This window comes from Sorangium sp. So ce1014, from assembly GCF_051521505.1.
Classification (GTDB): Bacteria; Myxococcota_A; Polyangia; order Polyangiales; family Polyangiaceae; genus Sorangium.
Map to the genome: position 1 here is coordinate 12,138,137 of NZ_CP150356.1, position 17,841 is coordinate 12,155,977.

Here is a 17,841-nt window from a genome sequence, read left to right on the forward strand (position 1 = left end):
CTTGTCGAGCGGCAGCGAGCAGGGCGGTGCGACGGGCCACGGGTGCCTCTACGTGGTCGCGACGCCGATCGGCAACCTCGGCGACGTCACGCTGCGCGCGGTCGAGACGCTGCGCGGGGCGGACCGGATCCTCGCGGAGGACACGCGGCGCGCCCGCGCGCTCCTCGGCCACCTCGGCGTCTCGGGCAAGCCGGTCGACCGGTTCGACGCGCACGCCTCCGAGGCGGACGCGGCGCGGGCGGCCGCGCGGCTCTCGGCGGGCGAGTCGATCGCGTTCATGACCGACGCCGGCACGCCGGTGGTGAGCGATCCGGGGACGGCGCTCGTGCGCGCGGCGAGGGAGGCCGGGGCGCGCGTCGTGGCGATCCCGGGACCGAGCGCGGTGATGGCGGCGGTGAGCGCGTCGGGGCTCGTGACCGGGGGCTTCCGCTTCGTCGGGTTCCTGCCCCGCGGCGGGCGCGAGCGGCGCGAGGCGCTGGCCCTCGTCACGTCGACGCCCGAGGCGGTGGTGCTGTTCGAGTCGCCGCGGCGCTTCCGCGAGACGCTCGCGGAGATGGCCGAGCGCATGCGCGGTCGTCGCGCGGTGGTCGCGCGCGAGCTGACGAAGGTGCACGAGGAGATCCTGGGCGGCACCGTGGAGGAGCTCGCGGCGATGGAGCGGGAGTGGCTCGGCGAGATCACGCTCGTGCTCGCGCCCGCCGAGCCGGCCGCGGCGGGCGCGCGCCCGAGCGACGAGGAGCTCGACGCGCGCATCGACCGGGAGCTCGCCCAGGGGAGGCGGGCGAAGCACATCGCCGAGGAGCTGTCGGTGGAGCTCGGGCTACCGCGGCGGGAGCTCTACACGCGGGTGGTGGCGCGGCGGGGAGAGCCGGGCGGGTAGAGCGAGGCGAGGGGCGCTGGCGCCGGAGCTCACCAGCAGAGAGCGAGCCACCCCGGCGCAGGATCCCGAGCTCGGCCGGGCTCAGCTCCTCGAAGCTCGCCAGGTCGCCCAGCCCGATGAGAACGCCCTCTCCCGAGTCACTCCAGCGCCTGACGAACCTGATCGCGCCGTCGCCGGTTCTCCTCGTCGTGGGGTAACAGGAGCGAGAAATCCTCGCGGTCGATCACGAGGAGTATCCCGTGATGCCGGAGGAAATCCCGGCCGAGCAACAGATCTTCGAAGCCTGGCATTTCTCGGAGGTCCGATCGCGAAGCCCCGCCGATCTGCCATGCAAGCTGGGGTGATGGTGGGAGCTCGAGCACGCAGCCGCCGATGCTTATCGAGACCTTCTCGCGGATCCAGCCCCTGGGATCAATGAGCGGCCGGCGGAGCTTGACGTCAGGGAACGCGGCCCGCCAGCACGTCTCGAGCCAGCGATAACTCAGCAGTGTGCAGTCCGCTCCAGAATCGATGAAGGCATCAGCTTCGAGCAGCTTGCCTCCGAGCCACCGCTCGAACTGGATCCTGACCGGGACTACAAGACCCAGGTCACGTTCCTGAGGCTGGCCGCTATGCTGCGTGAAGAACCGGGAGACGCCGAACGGCTGACGCTGGACGATCACCATGCTCAGACGCCGCGCAGCGAACGACCACGGACCACCGGATCGCGGTCAGGTAGCCGCACCCCAGGCTCAATAAAGACTGGTGGGCCGTCGGGAACATCCTCGAACGCCGACTCATAGCGGCGGATCGCCTCATCCCGATCGGCAGAATGAAAGAGGATTCGCGTCCCGATCATGACGACAAACTCGCCTGGAAACTTGCTCGCCTCCTCGTACTGGCGCCGGATCAAACGCTCTCGCTTTTGTGACGGCGAGTCATCGACATGAGCCGACGACCATTGTGTCGCCTCTGCGTCCTCTTCGGCCCTATCGTCAGGGTCGCTTTCCAGGTGCCATAGCGGTGGACTGATGAAGCTCGACAGGTTCGGCGCGGCCCTGGCCAGCAGATCCATGGAACGTGGCGAGAGGACAAGGATAGTGGACCCCTCGCGCGAGAGACGGCTCCTCAATAGATCGAGGCGCTCCCACTCGTCACCCGAGAACGCCTCCAGCCCGGAGACGACGAGCAGCGCGCCTCCGCCCGCGCGCAGGCGCCTCGCGAGCGCGGCCGCATCCGAGGGAGCGTCCAAGTGCTGCCCCCTGGAACGGTGAGCGATGCGCCGCGCCAGGGACAACGCGTCTCCCTCGGAGACGACGACCGCCCGGATCCCGCCGGGGCCGAGCTCCGCGTCGCTCCTGCGGCACAGCTCGTCAAGACGAATTGACGGGAGCCCGACAGCGCTCATGTCGCCCCCTGATGGAGGGCCATCTGCTCGAGGAGCGGCTCCAGCGTGGGCTGAACGACGAACCGCGAGCTGCCGTTCCGATACTCCAGCACACGGCGAGTCATGAGGAGCGCCATATCGTCGTCCGATGTCGGGACGAAGGTCCCCGTCTGCCGCACGCGCTGCAGGACCTCGATCTCGGCGGGCTTGAGCCCGAAAATGAGCTGACGCCCGAAGGCATCGGCGATCACGTCGATGTGCTCTTCCTCGACACGATCCGCGCCGCGCATATACGCCTCCTCTCCCGCCGAACGCGCCAGAGAAATGAGGTCGCGGAGCACGCCGCCGGAGCGCTCGGCGAGCTTTCGACACACGGGTTCGGAGAGCAACTCCGGCGGCGCTCGCCTTTGAAGGACGTCGACGAGGAAGGCGCGCCCTCGATCGTCCTGCTGAACATCGACCGCGTGCTGCGGGTAGAAGTGCTGAAAGTAATCGGTGACCGCGCGGTGCGGACCGAACATGGCTCGGAGCGGCCCCACGAGAACGAGACCGATGCCGGCCTTCTGGATGGCACGGACGTCCTGCTCGACCACGGACACGAACGCCGCCGGGTCCGGCAGCCGGTCGAGCGCGTCGAACAGGAGCACGATGTACGGGAAGCGCTCACGGAGGCCGCTGCGAACCTGAGCGAGCCGGCGGGCCTTGTCCTCCACAGACCGATCGAGCGGCTTCTCCGGCGAGGACAGGAGCGGCTGCTCTTCGATGACATCGTAGTAGCCGCGCTCCGGCTCATCGTCATCGTAATAAGGCTCATCGGGCTCGTCGTCGAAGGGGACCCATACACGACGCTCATGACCGTATGCCCAGCGCCGGAACTGCTCACCGGCGTCAAGCGCCGCCTTGTCGTCCCCGGGTTTCAGGTGTCGGCGGGCGGCGAGCCCGGCAGCGATGATCAGCGTCCCAGGGGGCATGCGCTGGAGATCATGGATGAGACTCAGATCGATGTACTCAGCGCGCGTGTCCGCGAGTTGACTCAAGCGGTCGCACGCGACGAGGAGCTGCGTGGTCTTACCCGAGCCGATGCCGCCGACAATCAGGTGCGACGAGGTGGGGTCGAGCTCCAGCCGCGCGGCGACCTCGTCGGCCGTGGACCGCCCTGGCCGCGGTACGTAGAGGCCGTCGCGGACCGCGCCGCGCGGATCCCCGGAAGGATTGAGCCGCGCCATGTAGTCACGGAACTTCTCGAGCCGGGTGGTCACCAAGGAGAGTATGGCAGGCCACTCCCGAGCACGTCCACCCCATGCGCGGTGCGCGCGCCCATGAAGGGCCCGGAGGCGGACGTGGCCGTCTGTACGCTACGCTGGCGCACGCCATGGGCGCACCACCCGCAGCAAGCACGCCCATGGACGATGCCCCTGGTATCACCTGGGAGAAGAGCTCGGGCGTGTCATTGAGCACGCTGTTTGATGGAAACGAGGGATCTCTTGATCCGGCTCTTCGTGGAGCTCGGGCTGCCGCGGCGGAGATCTACGCGCTGGCCGCGGCGCCGCGCGGTGGTAGGGCAGCCGCTGGCGGGTCACGTCAGCCGGCCCTGACCTCGCGCCTTCAGCGCCTCGACCACGTGCTTCACTTCCTGCGCCCGCTCGCGCGGCACGATCAGAAGCGCGTCGTCGGTCTCGACCACGACGAGCCCCTCGACGCCGACGAGCGCGATCACCCGGCGCGACGCCGGCCCGGCGCCCGGGCTCGCGCGCAGATCCACCACGTGGTTGCCGTGCGCGTCGACGAGCACCGACCCCGCGGGTGCGCTGTTGCCTCGCTCGTCCTTCTCGGCGAGCTCCCAGGCGCTCTGCCAGCTGCCCAGATCGCTCCAGCCGAAATCGCCGGGCACCACGGCGAGCCCGGCGACGTGCTCCATCACGCCGTGATCGATGCTGACGGCCGGCAGGCGCGGGAACACCTGCAGGACCGCCGCCGCCTCGGCCGCGGCGCCCAGCGCCGCGGCGCGGTCGATCTCGTCGAGCCCCTCGGCGAGCGCCGGCAGGTGGGCGCGGATCGCGGCCCGCATGTCGCCCGCGCGGAAGATGAACATCCCCGCGTTCCAGAGGAAGCGGCCGCTCGCCACGAACTCCGCGGCGCGCTCGCGGCTCGGCTTCTCGACGAAGCGCAGCACCCTGCGGGGCGCCGCGCTCCCCGCGCCGGCCGCCTCCTCCGCCTCGATGTAGCCGAAGCCCGTCTCCGGGTGGGTCGGGCGGATGCCGATCGTCGTGATCGCGCCGCCCTGGGCCGAGGCGACGGCGGCCTGCAGCACCTCGAGGAACCGCGGCACGTCGGCGATGTGGTGATCGCTCGGGAGCACGACCACGATCGCCTCGGGATCGTCGCGCGCGATGGTGGCCGCCGCCCAGCCGATGCACGGCGCCGTGTTGCGCGGCGCCGGCTCGACGAGCAGGCGCCGCTCGGGGACCTCCGGCAGCGCGACCTGCGTGGGCGCCACGAGGTGCTGGCCGGTCGCGATCCAGATGCGCTCCCAGCCGGCGCTCCCTTCGCCGGCGCACAGCGGGAGCACCCGGCGCGCCGTCGCGGTGATGAGCGGCTCGCCGCCGACGAGCGGCAGGAGCTGCTTCGGGTGCGCCGCGCGCGACGCCGGCCAGAAGCGCGTGCCCGCGCCGCCGGCGAGGATCAGGACATGGACGGGGGTCGCGGTCGAGCTCATGAGCGATCGCCGGAGGTCACGCGTCGAAGCTTACCGCAGGGTCGCGCCTCCCCTCCAGGGTCTGCCGGCTTGCCGCGCTTCATCTTTTCACCTACATACCACCCTGGATCTGGCGCTCTCTCGCCCGGGGCGAGGGAGGGCGAGCCGAGCGAGGTTCCGTTCGATGTTGATGGCATATGCCAGCGTTGCCGCGTTCTTCCTGGTGGCGATCGGCTTCCTCCTCGGCTCTCTGCTGTTCGGGAGGCTGCTGCGCCCCAACAACATGTACGCCGGGAAGGTCGAGACGTACGAGTGCGGGGAGGCGCCCGTCGGGCCCGCGTGGTTCAACTTCAACCCGCGTTTTTACATCATCGCGCTCGTCTACATCATCTTCGACGTCGAGATCGCCTTCATCTACCCGGTCGCGGCGGTGTTCAAGCGCTGGGTGGACCAGGGCAGCGGGCTCTTCGCGCTGATCGAGATCTTCCTCTTCGTGGCCATCCTGATGCTCGGCTTCGTCTATGTCTGGGCGAAGGGCGATCTCGACTGGATCCGCGCCATCAAGGGCGATCCGCGCGGCGCTCAGGACGTGAGCAGCCGGTCCCGGGCGCCGGCGGGGCAGGCGGCGGTCGCCGACGGAGGTGCGGAGTCATGACATCGGACCTGAACCTGATGGCCCCGCCCCGCGGGTGGGAGGCCAAGTACGAGAGCGACGGCGGCGGCGTCATCACGACGAGCGTCGACCAGACGGTGAACTGGCTGCTCAACTGGGGGCGGTCGAACAGCGTCTGGTACATGCTCTTCGGCCTGGCCTGCTGCGCCATCGAGCTCATGCAGACCGGCGGCCCCCGCGGCGACCTCGAGCGCTTCGGCGCGGCCCCGCGGCCGAGCCCCCGGTCGAGCGATCTCTTCATCATCGCGGGGACGCTGACGTACAAGATGGCGCTCCGGGTGAAGCGCCTCTATGACCAGATGGCGGAGCCCCGCTTCGTCATCTCCATGGGCAGCTGCGCGAACTGCGGCGGCCTCTTCCAGTACGCCTACTCGGTCTGCAAGGGCGTGGATCAGATCATCCCGGTCGACGTCTATGTGCCCGGTTGCCCCCCGCGCCCCGAGGCGCTCCTCGAAGGGCTCCTGAAGATCCAGGAGAAGATCAAGAGCGAGCGGGCCCTCGACCGCCGCGGCGCGACGGGCGGCTGAGCCCTCTTCTCTCGCTGTTCGTCCTGCGCTCCCGCACCCCATGACACCCGAAGAGATCTTCCAGGCGCTCCAGGCGAAGCTCGGCGAAGACGCGGTCTTCGACCTCCACCCCGTGTCCGCGAAGGATCGCGACGCCTGGTTCCAGGTCGCGCCGGAGAAGATCCTGACCGTGTGCCATCACCTGCGTGAGGCGCCGGAGCTCGATTTCGATTACCTGGAGTGCATCACCGGGGTCGACTATCCGGATCTCAAGAAGATCGTGGTCGTCTATCACATCTACTCTTACGCGAAGAAGCGCCGGATCGTCCTCAAGGCGTTCCTCGACCGGGAGAGCCCGGCGATGCCGACCTTGGTGGACGTGTGGTCGGCCGCGAACTGGCAGGAGCGCGAGTGCTTCGACCTGCTCGGCGTGCGCTTCGAGGGGCACCCGGATCTCCGGCGCCTGCTCCTGCCCGACGACTGGGAGGGGCACCCGCTCCGCAAGGACTGGCAGGAGAAGGCGGACTACCACGGCATCCCGACGCAGCGGCCGAACCCCGTCGAGCTCTTCAAGATCAAGCTGCCGAAGAAGGACGCGGAGGCGTCATGAGCCAGGTCATCTTCAGCGTGGACCGCGGGGGCGCGGGCAGCGAGCCGGAGGACGAGATGACCCTCAACATGGGGCCTCATCACCCGTCGACCCACGGGGTGCTCCGCTTCGTCATCTCGACGGACGGCGAGATCATCCGCAAGGCGGTGCCGGACGTCGGCTACCTGCACCGGAGCATCGAGAAGATCGGCGAGCGCTGCACCTACAGCGGCTTCATGCCGTACACGGACCGCGTCGACTACATCGCGGCGATGTTCGCCAACGAGGCCTGGGCGAGCGCCTGCGAGAAGCTGATGGGCATCGAGGTGCCGAAGCGGGCGCAGTACCTGCGCGTCATCTCCTGCGAGCTCAACCGGATCGGGAGCCACATGATCGCGCTCGGCGCGATGGCGATGGACGTCGGCGCGGTCACGCCCTTCCCGTGGGCGCTGCGCGAGCGCGAGTACATCAACGACTTCATCGAGGAGCTGTGCGGCGCGCGGCTCACGTTCAACTACCACCGTATCGGCGGCGTCTCGTTCGACCTGCCGGCGGGGTGGGCCGACAAGGTGAAGCGGTGGCTCGAGCGCTTCGAGCCGATCATGGTCGAGTTCGACCGGCTCATCAGCCTGAATGACATCTTCATCAAGCGGCTCGCCAACGTCGCCGTGGTCACGGCCGAGGAGGCGAAGGACTGGGGCCTCGTCGGCCCCAACCTGCGCGCGTCCGGCGTGAAGTGGGATCTCCGGAAGGAGGACGGCTATTCGGTCTATCCGGAGCTCGACTTCGACGTCCCTGTGGGCCGCGGGCGTTACGGCGCCGTGGGCGACTGCTGGGATCGGTTCTACGTCCGGGTCGAGGAGTGCCGCGAGTCGGCGAAGATCCTCCGGCAGGCGCTCGACAAGATCGACGAGCACCCGGAGGACGACCTCCTGGGCAAGCTGCCGAAGAAGATGAGGCCCGACGGGGAGGCCTACGCGCGGATCGAGAGCGCCCGCGGCGACATGGGCTGTTACGTGATCGGGCGGGGCGCGGAGGAGGCGTACCGGGCGCGGTTCCGGACGGGGAGCTTCACCGCGATGGCGATGATCGAGGCCAAGAGCCCCGGGCTATTCCTGGCCGACCTCGTGGCGCTCATCGCCAGCTTCGACGTCGTGGCGCCCGAGATCGACCGGTAGCCGGGGGAGGGAACGCCTCAGGGGCTCGCGCCGCCGGCCCCGCCCTCGCCCTCGCCCTCGGTCCCATCGTCGAGGAGCTCCGGACACTTCTCGTTGATGGCCGCGCACTCCGCAGGCAGCTCCCCGAGGTCTTCGAGGCCCGATGCACACGTGAGCGCCTTGAGGAGCTCGAGCCGGCCGTCCGTGCAGGCCGTGAACTCGCCGACTGTGGCGGTGCACCCCGCGAACTGCTCCGTGGGGCACTCCCCCGGTTCCGAGGGCTCCTCCGGCTCGTTCATGCACTCTGCCTTGGCGACCTCGCAGTCACCGCCGAGCGCGGCGAAGCCCAGGCCGACGAGCTCGCACATGTCCTCCTTCGAGACGTCGTCGGCCGACGCGGCGATCTCGTCGCACACCGCCTGCGACTCCTCGTCCGTCAAGGAGTCGAGCTGCTTGCCGTCGAGGTCGCCTCCGGTCTCGCCGCCGTTGCCGCCGGTGCCGTCCGTGCCGCCGTTGCCGCCGTTGCCGCCGGTGCCGCTGGTGCTGCTGGTGCCGCTGCTGCCGGGATTGCCGCTGTCGTCGTCATCGCCGCACGCCACCAGCGCGAGCCCGACCATCAACATTCCAAAAAGCTTCATCCGTGTCATCGAGCGCTCCATCATCGAGAAAGTTCACCTTGATGTCCGCGCGGCGCTCGAGGACGGCTCCGTCGAAGGAAGCGAGCGGGCTGCGCCGTCGATCGGGCAGGCCGCGCGGGGTGTGCACCTACTACGACCCCGATCCATTTTTCCTTCCCCATCAGAAACGTGTGCAGCGCCCTGCGGCGCGTGGACGGCCGCGCGCCGCCGAGGCGCTCTCCCGATCGCGCGTCCCTGTGTCGGTCACGTCGCGCGCCGGCGCCTCCGCGGACGTGAGGGAGCCCCCGGCGGCGCCGCCGGCTGCCCGCTGCGGCCCGCGTCCCACTGCGCGACAACGCGCTTCGGCGCCACGCGACGCCAGGCCCCCACGAGCAGCTCTTCCAGGAGCGTCCGGTCGACGCGACGGAGCTCCACCCGCGTCCAGCCCTGGTGTCCCCAAGGCGTCACCGAGAAGACGTCGGGCTGCGCCTGCACCAGGCTGTCCTGCTCCTCCAGGGACAGCTTCAGGACGGCGCCCTCCTGCTCCACCCAGTGGGTCGCGAAGATCTTCCCTCGCACGCGGAACGACGGTTTGCCGAAGTGGTCCTGCTCCTCGGCCTCGGGCAGCGACAGCGCGAGCTTTCGAAGGTCGTCGGAAGAGATCACGGCGGTGCGCCTCGGCGAGGGGATGGGTCGTGAAGGTCGTCGGAAGAGATCACGGCGGTGCGCCTCGGCGAGGGGATGGGTCGTTGTCGTGGAGGGCGCTCAGGCCCGCGCTGCCTCGAAGACCCGGAAGAAGCTCGGCGTCTCTCGCACGCTCGTCACGCCGAGCCCCGCTGCCTCGAGCAGCGCGCGGTACTCGGCCTCCGTGCGCTCGCGTCCACCCGTGTTCACGAGCATGTTGATATCACTGAACGTGAGGATCCAGTCGAGGGTCGCGTTCCCGCGCTGGGCGGGGGAGGCGGGGGCGGGCGCCTCCACGACGAGCAGGCGCGCGGCGCCGTCCATCGCCTCGCGGCACTTGCCCAGGATCTGCAGGCTCCGGGCGTCGTCCCAGTCGTGGATCACGCTCTTGAGCACGTAGACGTCGGCGGCCGGAGGCGCCGTGTCGAAGCAGCTCCCCGCCACGAAGGAGGCGCGGGCGGCGACGCCGCGCGACGCGAACAGCTGGAGCGCTCCTCCGCGCGCGTGCTCGAGATCGAAGACGACCCCGTCGGCGCCGGCATGGGCCTCCAGGATCGCGCAGAGCAGGGCGCCGTAGCCGCCGCCCACATCGACCACGCGGCGCGCGCCGCGGAGATCGACGGCTCCGACGATGCCGGGCGCGACCCCGCGGGTGAGCTCGACCATGGCCTGGTGGAAGATCGCGGCGGCGGCCGGGTCGCGCGCCATCTCGTCGAAGTGCTCGGTCCCGGACGACGCCGCGGCGTCTCCGGCGCCCCACGCCATCCGGCCGGTGCGGACGCAGTCGGTCAAGCGGCCCCAGGCCTGCCGGACGCCCGGTCCGCCCATGAGCCGAGACCACGCGCGCCGCGCGGTGGGGGAGCTCGTCTCGAGGCATCGCCCCACCTCGGTGAGCTCGAGCTGCTCTCCGCGCGCGGCGAGCAGCTCGAGCGTGACGAGCGCCCGGAGCAGGCGATCCGTGGCGTCGGGGTGCGTGCCGAGCCGCGCCGCGATCGCGCTGCTCGGAAGGGGCCCATCGGCGAGGACGTCCGCGACGCCGAGCTCCGCGGCCGCGTGGACGACCTGCGGCACCCAGAGGCCCATGATCATCTGATTCAGGCGGAACGCAGGGGGAAGATTCGTGGGAGGCCCGCTCGACATGGTGTTCGCTCCTTCGGGCCTACTCTGGGGGGCGCGACGCCGGGAGTATTGTAAAGATTTTACCTTTCCCGTACCGCGTTCGACCTTGTGGCGCCCGAGATTGGTCGATCGCCAGGCCCCGCGTCGCCTCGCGGCTCAGGTGCGGCGCTTCACTGCGCTGCCGGCCATCCTGGACGACCTGCTTGGCGCGCAGGCGCTGTCACCCGTGCGCGTAGCGGAAGCCCGGGAATCATCCGTGCACTTTCGAGGTAGCCGACAACGGATGTCCTGCCGACGGGCGGATGCTCGACAACAAGACGCCGGCGGGCAACTGGTACCGATGAGCGTCGGCCGGCGGATCGCCCCTCGCCGTACGGCCGCTGGATCGAGCGTCGAGGGCGGCGGCCCGGAGGCCGAGCCGCGCCGGCATGCGCGGTGTGGCGCGGGCGCCCGCCGTTCGGGTACTCTACGCGCCCATGAGAAAGCGGAGCGGGCGCCTTGCGCCGATGGACGACGTGTTCGCCGCGAGGAAGCGACAGGCGGTCCCCCATGAGTTCGTGCTCGAGGCGCTCGCGCCGCTCGGGCCCGTGACGCGCCCGATGTTCGGCTGCGTGGCCGTCTACGTGGGGGAGAAGATCGTCCTCATCCTGCGCGACAAGCCCGCGCCCTCGCTGGACAACGGCGTCTGGCTCGCCACGACCGAGGAGCACCACGCGGCCCTGCGCGTGGAGTTCCCGGGCCTGCGGAGCATCGAGGTGCTCGGGGAGGGGGTGACCGGCTGGCAGATGATCCCGGCGGACGCGGCCGATTTCGAGGAGGCCGCGCTGCTGGCCTGCGCGCTCATCCGGGCCGGCGATCCGCGGATCGGGAAGGTGCCCGGAGCGCGGCGGAAGCGGCCCGCCTTGCTACGGGCCGAGACGCCGGCGAAGGGGGCATCGAAGAAGCAGCCCGCCAAGAAGGCGGCGGGGGCGCTCCCCGCGAAGAAGGCGGCGACGAAGCTGCGCCCGAAAAAGGCGGCGACCCAGTCGCGCGTGAGGCCGGGCGCGCGCAGGTGAACGACTACGCAAGGAGCGCCGGCGCTCACGGGGCCCGCGCCACCATTCTTCCCCATCGAACAGCCGCGCTGCACGCGCTTGTCGACAGACAGGCAGGCTGACGGGTCACCGTGGCTGGCCCACCAGCAGGCCGAGGATGGGGAGGGACATCAGGATCGCGAAAGCAATCCCCATCGCCCAGCTGAGCCAGCGTCTCTGTGGATGGTTCACCCAGTGGACCAGGATCAACGACAGGGACAGCGACTGCAGGAGCACCTCCGGCAGACCCGCTGACCGGCTGGCTCCTCGCGAGCGCGCATCCGTGCGATCGCTCACGTTCCGTGAAAAAGCTGAGTCGTATCGACGAGCTACAGATCCGCGGACCAGGACGCGTTGTGGTCTCGGGCGAGCGCGCTCGCGGAGGACCAGGATGCGTTGTGGTCTCGGGCGAGCGCGCTCGCGGAGGACCAGGATGCGTTGTGGTCTCGGGCGAGCGCGCTGGTGGTGGCCTTCTTTGAAGAAGACTGGCCTCGTTTGACTCCGGCCCTCGCGTGACGGGCTAAGTTCGGCCGTAAGCAAGAGCTGCCCGCGGGTGTGCAACCACCCCGGGCAGCGTGGCCGAACCCCGATCACGCGAGGTCCGACAGTGCAGCTATACCTGATCCCACCCGACGGTGGGCAAGGCGGACGTGTGCTTACACGGCGCCGCCGTTCCATCCCGTGTCTCTCCCTCACCCCCACGCAGCGCAAGCGCCTCCGTGCCGCGCTGCGCAACCTGCGCGCCGCGTACGGCAGTTGGTCATGCCTCGCCGAGGTCATGGGCATGTCCATCACGAGCGTGGAAGCCATCGCGAACGGCCGCGACAGCGGCTCCCCTGCGACGGCCCAGCGCGCCGCCAAGGCGGCCGGCGTCACCGTTGAGCAGCTGCTCGGCGGGCTCGTCGCCGCTGACCGCTGCCCAAGCTGCGGGAGGAGCGGGTGAGGCGCCCGCGGAAGGGGGCGCAGAGCCCGCCTGCCGCACGACATCCCAGGAAGAAGCCGACGATGCAGGCGATCCTTACAGAGCGCGGCATCGTGCGCGCGACGCTCGCCGGCATCCCGAAGCGCGACCGCGCCGACGTGGAGCAGGCGGCGCTCATGGGCGCTTGGATGGCTGTAAAAAATGGGCGCTACCGACCGGACCCCCGGGTCGAACCGCGTGCGGCAATGCGCGCCTGGCTGCACGGAATCGCTTGGCGGCAGGCCGCGAAGTACTTCGCGAGCGCGTGGATTCGTCACACGGTCCTCCATGCGCAGCCGCTCGGGTTGCTCCGTGAGCCCGTCGGTCCGAGCCTTGAAGCGCAGCTCCAGGCTCGCGAGGTGCTGGCGGCACTTGCAGAGCTGCCGTCGTGGCAGGTCGAGGCGTTGCTCATCGTCGACGCGCCCGAGACGCTGGCGGAGTACGCCCGGCAGCACGGGCTCAACCCGCACACGGCGGCGAGCCGCTTGCGCATCGCCCGCGAGGCGCTCGCGCTCAAGCTCCGGAGGTGGCGCCGATGAGCAGCCCCGACTTCAAGAAGCGCGTCCTGGCCGCTGAGGACCTCTCCCTCATCGCCAGCGAGGTGCCCGCGCTGGCCGACCTTCGCGGCGTGCGCCCGTGGAACCGCGACAAGCTCTGTGCCGCCGTGCTCGATGCCCTCATCGAGGCGAGAACCAAGCCCGAGCGCGCAGCAGCACAGCAGGCACTCGGCGCCATCCAAGCGCTCGACGCCATCGATCGGCTCTTCGTGCGGCACGACAGGTAGCCCGCCGCTTCCCGCCATCACAGCGCCCTCCTCTCGCCACAGCCACACCCTGAACACCTGCTGCTGGACATAAGGAGAGTTACAGGCTCTCGCCGATTCCGCTACCAGAATATGTATGGCAGCCCGTTTGCAGCTACAGGCCAGGGTCATCCGCATCCTAGACCGCGTTGTGCGCGACGCTCCTATCGAAGACTCATATGTAGAGTTGAAGCGCCAATGGCCAGATGCCACAGAGGAGAAGCGGTATGACTTTACGCGCCAGATCGCTGCCCATGCCAACGCAGCCGGTGGCACGGACATACTATGGATAATCGGTGCCCACGACAAAAGCGCCAGCGTTGAAGGTGCTAAGAACGACGAACTGGCTGTCTGGCTCGACATATTCAAATCTCATTTTGAAGGGCTGGCACCCGACCTGCTCGAATCCGTGGTTGTTGAGTATGGCAACGTTTCAGTCGTAGCACTCCGCTTCGACACGTCCATGGCTCCGTACGTCCTGAAGGGGCTGAAGAGCAAAGAGATGCAGCGGCCGGCCAGAGAGGTGGCATGGCGGGAAGGAACGAGCGCGAGAACAGCCAGACGAGAGGACCTTATAAGGATGCTGGCGCCCATAGAGACCATGCCAATCATCGAGTTGATCTATTGCGCTCTTGACCAGGGTGGATATCACAACGATCCTCAAATTGGCCTACTGTTTGAGATGTACGTGTACACCAAAGCGGGGCAACGTGTGACGTTTCCGCTTCACAAGTGCGCTGTGGCTATTGGATCCGCTGACTCTGTGGCTGATATTCTATGGGTACCGATGAGAATAACGCGCATCGTGGCATCGCTTCATCGGGACGTGTCTGTCAGCTCTCGCATTGACTCGAAGACCGTAATTGAGAGCGCTTCCGAGACGATCGTTGTTGGCTCAGGCATGGTTACGCTGGGCGCCCACGTCGGCGCAAATCTGGGAAAATGGGGCGAGAATATCGAAGTGGAGGTGTCGATGTGGGCGCTCGAGGCCGAGCGATCCATTCGACTGCGCGAAACGCTAATCCGTAGCACAAATCCGCGAACAAAAGCGCATGAATGGGTCATGAAGCAACATGCGGGCAGTTCACCGGAATGAGTCAGCCGCTCGAGCCCAGCCTTCCTTAGTAGAAAGATCGAATGGTTCTGGCCGCTGTTTTTGCGCGGCGCCAGCGGCGCTCTCATCGAGAGCGACGCACACCTTGAACGCCATGACGCTGGCCTCCAGCAGCCGGACAGCCTGGTTGGCATCAGCAGGCGCCCCGCCTTCCAGGTAGCGCTCTGCAACCTGTGCAAACTTGCACGATGCGCTGAGTATCGCATCGCGCGCCAATTCTGTAACGTTCATGTACTGGCTCCTCTGTGTTCACTGCTACGACGGCGGTCACCACGGCGCTGCGCGGTGGCGCTGTCGGAGGAGCACGCGCCCTGCCAGCTATGACACCCGCTGTCCTAGCGCTCCCTCTTTCGCGCTCGCCGCAGCGGTTTTCCCGCTGAAAAGCCGTATAATCAGAGGACCTTAGACGAAAACGCCCCGCTCCCAGCGGCAAACTGAGAGCAGGGCGGCAGAAGCCGAGCGGTGCGACCCGTCCGACGTCGTGGCAGACCGGATTTTGGGACCTCCGCCGGGGAAAGGCAAGGGTCCCGTGGCGAACGTGCTCCCGGCGGAGAAGCGGCTTGCCGTGCTCGCGGCGCTTGTAGACGGCAACAGCGAGCGCGCGGTCAGTCGGATGACCGACGTCAGCCGAGCGGCGATCAGCCGCTTCGGGCTCGCGCTCGGCGCCGGTGCGCAGCGCCTGCATGACCGGCTCGTGCGCGGGCTCCGTTGCGAGCTGATTCAGGCCGATGAAATTTTTTCTTACGTCGGCAAGAAGCAAGCCCGCGTGACGGCTGCCGACGCGCCCGGTATCGGCGAGACGTACTCCTTCACGGCGCTGGACACGGCATCGCGCCTCGTCATCGCATGGCGCGTCGGCAAGCGCGACATGGACACGTGCAGCGCCTTCGTCGCCGATCTGCGATCGCGACTCCTGATGATGCCTCAGATCACCACGGACGGATTCGCGCCGTACATTGCCACTGTCGCGGCGAGCTTCGGGCTCAGCGTCGACTACATGCAGACTGTCAAAAACTACCGCACTGGCTCCTACCGCGGGCCTGACCACCGCTACGAGCCGCCGCGCGACCCGTTCATCACGAAGCACACCGTGTTCGGCGCGCCCGACCCGAAGAAGGCGTCGACGTCCTACGTGGAGCGGCTGAATGGCACCACGCGCCACCTGCTGGGCCGCATGCGTCGGCTCTCGTACGCCTTCAGCAAGAGCCCTGAGCACCACCGCGCCGCCGTTGCCCTGCACTACACCTACTTCAATCTGTGCTGGACCGTGCGCACGCTGCGCGTCACGCCCGCGATGGAGGCTGGGCTCACCGGGCACGTGTGGAGCATGGAGGAGCTCTTGGACGCCCTGCTGTCCGAGCCGGCCGGCGAGAAGCCGCAGGCGCAACCCCTGGAGCACCGGCAGCCGGACGCCCCCGCCAGGCCGTTGCCCGGCGGCCGTGGCTTCCTGCGGCTCGTCACCGCGCCGACGCCCGCACTCCGCCGTCCGCCCGTCCAGCCGGACCCGCCGCCCGTCGCACCGGTCACGCTCGCTCATGACGCACCTCCGGCCGGGTCGGCGCAGCTCGATCTTCTGTCGTGGCGGCCGAAGCCGAGGGCTCCAGAACAGCTCTCTCTCTTCCCCGAACCCCCGTCCCAATGAAGGCCACTTTTTCGAAAGTGGCAAACGAGGCCACCACCAGCGCGCTCGCGGAGGGACCAGGACGCGTTGTGGTCTCGGGCGAGCGCGCTCGCGGAGGGACCAGGACGCGTTGTGGTCTCGGGCGAGCGCGCTCGCGGAGGGACCAGGACGCGTTGTGGTCTCGGGCGAGCGCGCTCGCGGAGGGACCAGGACGCGTTGTGGTCGCGGGTGAGCGCGCTCGCGGAGGGACCAGGACGCGTTGTGGTCGCGGGCGAGGGGCCCCGCGAGCCCGGGCGCGTCAGCGTATCGCGTGGCTGCGGGTCATCCGGTTCGCGAACGTCGACAGGGTGAACGTGCCGATGCCGACGATCACCTCGAGCGCCTGTTCGGCGGTGAAGCCGGCGCGGAGGAAGGCGTCGAGCTCGGCGTCCGTCACGTGACCCCGCTCGCGCAGCGTCGCCTCGGTGAATGCGGCGAGCGCCTGGAGGTGAGCGTCGGGCACGGGCGTTCGCTCGAACAGCGCAGCGGCCACCGCCGGAGGAGCCCCCGCGCGGAGGAGCAGCTCGCGGTGCATCTTGCGGCAGAGATCGCAGCCGTTCTCGCCCGCGACCACCATCACCACGACCTCGCGCTCGATCGGCGAGAGGGTCGCCTCCTCGAAGAGGGCCAGGAGATCCTCGAAGGCGCGGACCAGGAGCGGCGAGGTCGCGAAGCGGGCCATGGGCAGCGGCACGAAGCCGAACTTGCGCGCAGTCCGCTCCAGCGCAGGGCGGACCGCCGCGGGCGCGGTGTCGAGCGTGTGGGCGGGGAAATGAGGGGAAGGAGCGGGCTGGTTCATGAGGGGGGGCGTCCCTGGGTTATTGGTTGTTCATGCAAGCAATTGGGTGCCGGAGAGGAGGGTCGAGGCCGGCGCCGCGCTCAGCCCTCGGGCTCGAGGTTCGCGAGGAGGCGCTGCAGCGTGCGCCGGGTCGTGAGGAGGTCGTCCTCCGAGATGCCGGCGCGCAGCGCGTCGACCATGGCCTTGGCCTCGCTCGACAGGGCCTTGCGCAGCTGGCGCCCGCGCGCCGTGAGGTAGACGAGCCGGGCGCGCCGGTCCGTCGGGTCCTGGCGGCGCGCGATGAGCCCGTCGCGATCCATGAGCGCCAGGATGCGGCTCATCGTGGGCACATCACGGAAGGTGCGCTCGGCGAGGTGCGTCTGCGTGACGCCCTCCTGCTCCCACAGGCGGACGAGCACCATCCATTGCTCGGGCGTGATCTCGACGCCATGGGCGCGGAAGCGCCGGTACATCGCGGCGCGGGACGCGAGGTACACGCGGGCCACCCAGTAGCCGAGCGCGTTGTCGAGGATGATCCCCCCGTCGGCCGTGAACTGGTCGCGCATGGTGGGCCAAGCGAACCACACGGCGAATTAGTTGTCAATGCAATCAATTGTCTCGCGCCCCGCGCTCAGGCGCGTCCGAGCGCGCGCTCGCCACGAGGACGCCGGCGGTCACGAGGGCGCGGGCCGCGAGCAGCCGGGGGCTCGCCTCGGCCTCGGGCGAGCTCCTCGCGGAGCTCCAGCGGATCAAGGCCACGGGCGACCGGGAGGCGCTGAAGGCGCTGGTGGAGAGCTGCGGCACCCGCATCAACCCGGCGTGGCGTGACGAGGTCCTGGCCCGGCTCAAGGCGCTGAACCTGCCGCGCGTCATCGCCACCGTCCCGCCGATGATCACGCCGGTCCGCGACGCGGGCGGCAAGATCGTTGACGCCACGGCAGAGCAGACCACGTCGCTCGATGCGTACATCGCGGCCATGGAGCGGGTATGGGCGGGCTGAGCCCGGGGCGCGCCCGGGGCCGGAGCCCGAGGCGGGTGATCGCGCCCCCGCTACGCCGTGGCGTCACGCGCTCGTGACAGCTGTAACCCCGCGCTGTCGCGTGTCGCGGGCGCGTGACACCCGGCTGAGGTGCCGCCCCGCGCGGCCCGCCCGCGCCCCCGCCCGGA

Annotated in this window: 22 protein-coding genes; 12 read left to right on the forward strand and 10 right to left on the reverse strand. The window is 69.2% G+C overall.

The genetic code is table 11. The annotated features are described in order from the left end of the window. The first annotated feature begins 1 nt into the window (after position 1). Positions 2-880: a 16S rRNA (cytidine(1402)-2'-O)-methyltransferase gene (rsmI, locus tag WME75_RS45730; protein ID WP_437484664.1), complete on the forward strand. Its 879-nt coding sequence runs from the start codon at positions 2-4 to the stop codon at positions 878-880. A 137-nt stretch (positions 881-1,017) separates the two neighbouring features. On the opposite strand, the gene WME75_RS45735 is transcribed toward rsmI, so the two are convergent. From WME75_RS45735 to WME75_RS45750, 4 genes are all read right to left on the reverse strand, one after another. Next, the gene (locus WME75_RS45735) at positions 1,018-1,545 is read right to left on the reverse strand and encodes a hypothetical protein (protein WP_437484666.1); all 528 of its coding nucleotides are present in this window, start codon (positions 1,543-1,545) and stop codon (positions 1,018-1,020) included. Between the two features lie 2 nt (positions 1,546-1,547). Then, complete coding sequence (locus WME75_RS45740) at positions 1,548-2,267, reverse strand: hypothetical protein (protein ID WP_437484668.1); 720 nt, start codon at positions 2,265-2,267, stop codon at positions 1,548-1,550. Beyond that, positions 2,264-3,505 carry a hypothetical protein gene (locus WME75_RS45745; protein ID WP_437484670.1) on the reverse strand — a complete coding sequence of 414 codons (1,242 nt, stop codon included), beginning with the start codon at positions 3,503-3,505 and terminating at the stop codon, positions 2,264-2,266. The genes WME75_RS45740 and WME75_RS45745 overlap by 4 nt, the downstream gene beginning before the upstream one ends. Before the next feature lie 317 nt (positions 3,506-3,822). After that, positions 3,823-4,962, reverse strand: a complete 1,140-nt coding sequence (locus WME75_RS45750) for a mannose-1-phosphate guanylyltransferase (RefSeq protein ID WP_437484672.1) — start codon at positions 4,960-4,962, stop codon at positions 3,823-3,825. 163 nt (positions 4,963-5,125) lie between these two features. Between WME75_RS45750 and WME75_RS45755 the strand changes: the two genes are divergently transcribed. The 4 genes from WME75_RS45755 to WME75_RS45770 are packed head-to-tail and all read left to right on the forward strand — an operon-like array spanning position 5,126 to position 7,887. Continuing rightward, positions 5,126-5,596 carry an NADH-quinone oxidoreductase subunit A gene (locus WME75_RS45755; RefSeq protein WP_437484674.1) on the forward strand — a complete coding sequence of 157 codons (471 nt, stop codon included), beginning with the start codon at positions 5,126-5,128 and terminating at the stop codon, positions 5,594-5,596. After that, positions 5,593-6,141 (forward strand): NADH-quinone oxidoreductase subunit NuoB, encoded by a 549-nt coding sequence (gene nuoB, locus WME75_RS45760; protein WP_437484676.1) that lies wholly within the window; start codon positions 5,593-5,595, stop codon positions 6,139-6,141. Before WME75_RS45755 ends, nuoB begins: the two co-directional genes overlap by 4 nt. Before the next feature lie 40 nt (positions 6,142-6,181). Continuing rightward, positions 6,182-6,730 carry an NADH-quinone oxidoreductase subunit C gene (locus WME75_RS45765; RefSeq protein ID WP_437484678.1) on the forward strand — a complete coding sequence of 183 codons (549 nt, stop codon included), beginning with the start codon at positions 6,182-6,184 and terminating at the stop codon, positions 6,728-6,730. Beyond that, positions 6,727-7,887, forward strand: a complete 1,161-nt coding sequence (locus WME75_RS45770) for an NADH-quinone oxidoreductase subunit D (RefSeq protein ID WP_437484680.1) — start codon at positions 6,727-6,729, stop codon at positions 7,885-7,887. Before WME75_RS45765 ends, WME75_RS45770 begins: the two co-directional genes overlap by 4 nt. A gap of 17 nt (positions 7,888-7,904) precedes the next feature. On the opposite strand, the gene WME75_RS45775 is transcribed toward WME75_RS45770, so the two are convergent. From WME75_RS45775 to WME75_RS45785, 3 genes are all read right to left on the reverse strand, one after another. Continuing rightward, positions 7,905-8,504, reverse strand: a complete 600-nt coding sequence (locus tag WME75_RS45775) for a hypothetical protein (protein ID WP_437484682.1) — start codon at positions 8,502-8,504, stop codon at positions 7,905-7,907. A 243-nt stretch (positions 8,505-8,747) separates the two neighbouring features. Next, positions 8,748-9,149 carry an MmcQ/YjbR family DNA-binding protein gene (locus WME75_RS45780; RefSeq protein ID WP_437484684.1) on the reverse strand — a complete coding sequence of 134 codons (402 nt, stop codon included), beginning with the start codon at positions 9,147-9,149 and terminating at the stop codon, positions 8,748-8,750. 99 nt (positions 9,150-9,248) lie between these two features. Then, positions 9,249-10,307, reverse strand: coding sequence for a methyltransferase (locus WME75_RS45785; RefSeq protein WP_437484686.1), 1,059 nt, complete (start codon positions 10,305-10,307; stop codon positions 9,249-9,251). Between the two features lie 455 nt (positions 10,308-10,762). On the opposite strand from WME75_RS45785, the gene WME75_RS45790 reads away from it, so the two are divergent. From WME75_RS45790 to WME75_RS45810, 5 genes are all read left to right on the forward strand, one after another. Further along, on the forward strand, positions 10,763-11,341 hold the full coding sequence (locus WME75_RS45790) for a hypothetical protein (protein ID WP_437484688.1): 579 nt from the start codon (positions 10,763-10,765) through the stop codon (positions 11,339-11,341). 625 nt (positions 11,342-11,966) lie between these two features. Further along, on the forward strand, positions 11,967-12,302 hold the full coding sequence (locus tag WME75_RS45795; RefSeq protein WP_437484690.1) for a transcriptional regulator: 336 nt from the start codon (positions 11,967-11,969) through the stop codon (positions 12,300-12,302). Next, positions 12,299-12,859 (forward strand): RNA polymerase sigma factor, encoded by a 561-nt coding sequence (locus WME75_RS45800; RefSeq protein ID WP_437484691.1) that lies wholly within the window; start codon positions 12,299-12,301, stop codon positions 12,857-12,859. Before WME75_RS45795 ends, WME75_RS45800 begins: the two co-directional genes overlap by 4 nt. Then, complete coding sequence (locus WME75_RS45805; RefSeq protein ID WP_437484693.1) at positions 12,856-13,104, forward strand: hypothetical protein; 249 nt, start codon at positions 12,856-12,858, stop codon at positions 13,102-13,104. Before WME75_RS45800 ends, WME75_RS45805 begins: the two co-directional genes overlap by 4 nt. 115 nt (positions 13,105-13,219) lie before the next feature. After that, positions 13,220-14,218, forward strand: coding sequence for a hypothetical protein (locus WME75_RS45810; RefSeq protein ID WP_437484695.1), 999 nt, complete (start codon positions 13,220-13,222; stop codon positions 14,216-14,218). On the opposite strand, the gene WME75_RS45815 is transcribed toward WME75_RS45810, so the two are convergent. Then, entirely contained in the window at positions 14,207-14,467 is a 261-nt protein-coding gene (locus WME75_RS45815) for a hypothetical protein (protein ID WP_437484697.1), read from the reverse strand. The genes WME75_RS45810 and WME75_RS45815 overlap by 12 nt on opposite strands. 298 nt (positions 14,468-14,765) lie before the next feature. Here WME75_RS45815 and WME75_RS45820 point away from each other — a divergent pair, with 298 nt between their 5' ends. Further along, positions 14,766-15,878, forward strand: a complete 1,113-nt coding sequence (locus tag WME75_RS45820) for an IS1 family transposase (protein ID WP_437484699.1) — start codon at positions 14,766-14,768, stop codon at positions 15,876-15,878. Between the two features lie 277 nt (positions 15,879-16,155). Here WME75_RS45820 and WME75_RS45825 read toward each other — a convergent pair whose 3' ends face one another. Both WME75_RS45825 and WME75_RS45830 read right to left on the reverse strand, forming a co-directional pair. Further along, the gene (locus WME75_RS45825; protein ID WP_437484701.1) at positions 16,156-16,695 is read right to left on the reverse strand and encodes a carboxymuconolactone decarboxylase family protein; all 540 of its coding nucleotides are present in this window, start codon (positions 16,693-16,695) and stop codon (positions 16,156-16,158) included. An 80-nt stretch (positions 16,696-16,775) separates the two neighbouring features. Further along, a complete protein-coding gene (locus WME75_RS45830) occupies positions 16,776-17,240 on the reverse strand; it encodes a MarR family winged helix-turn-helix transcriptional regulator (RefSeq protein ID WP_437484703.1) in 465 nt (154 codons plus the stop codon). Positions 17,241-17,287: 47 nt separating this feature from the next. Between WME75_RS45830 and WME75_RS45835 the strand changes: the two genes are divergently transcribed. Beyond that, entirely contained in the window at positions 17,288-17,674 is a 387-nt protein-coding gene (locus WME75_RS45835; protein ID WP_437484704.1) for a hypothetical protein, read from the forward strand. Positions 17,675-17,841: the final 167 nt, after the last annotated feature.